Genomic DNA, 408 nt, shown 5'->3' with positions numbered 1-408 from the left:
CACTTCCGGAAGCGGACCAGCGAAATCTAGATGCGTTCTCCCGCGTCGCCGACAGCTAAAGCGGCGGCACTATCTGCCTTGAGCTTTCGAGGATGACGATCGGCCCAGGGTGGCGAGGTCATGGCACCCAGCACGTCCAGGCAGTGCGCTCCGCACGTCGACCGCGTTGAGGCACGGGCCCGCCGAGCGGGGACGGCGTGTCAGCGAGCAGCGACAAGCAGATCCACTCCGACCCGGTCGGCGTCTGGCTCCTCCACCGTGAACCTATCGTCGGTGTCGGCGAGGATTGTCGAGAGCTTGCTCCATGCTCGCGTGCGCTTGGTCGAGTAGTTGAAGTGAAAGCGGGGTCGGACCGGCGAGCCGGTGATCAGTCGCGCGAGAGTCTCGGGGTTGGGATGCCGATAGGTC

At 65.2% G+C, this 408-nt stretch carries 1 protein-coding gene; it reads right to left on the bottom strand.

Translation table 11 applies throughout. The features are described from left to right. Positions 1-200 precede the first annotated feature (200 nt). The coding region (locus M3210_RS20200; protein ID WP_251518101.1) for a hypothetical protein at positions 201-408 on the bottom strand (208 nt) is incomplete at its 5' end.

Origin of the sequence: Oceanobacillus luteolus (genome assembly GCF_023715655.1) — a bacterium.
GTDB classification, from domain to species: domain Bacteria; phylum Bacillota; class Bacilli; order Bacillales; family Amphibacillaceae; genus Oceanobacillus; species Oceanobacillus luteolus.
The sequence above is the reverse complement of the archived record's forward strand: the minus strand, read 5'-3'. Positions and strand labels throughout refer to the sequence as shown.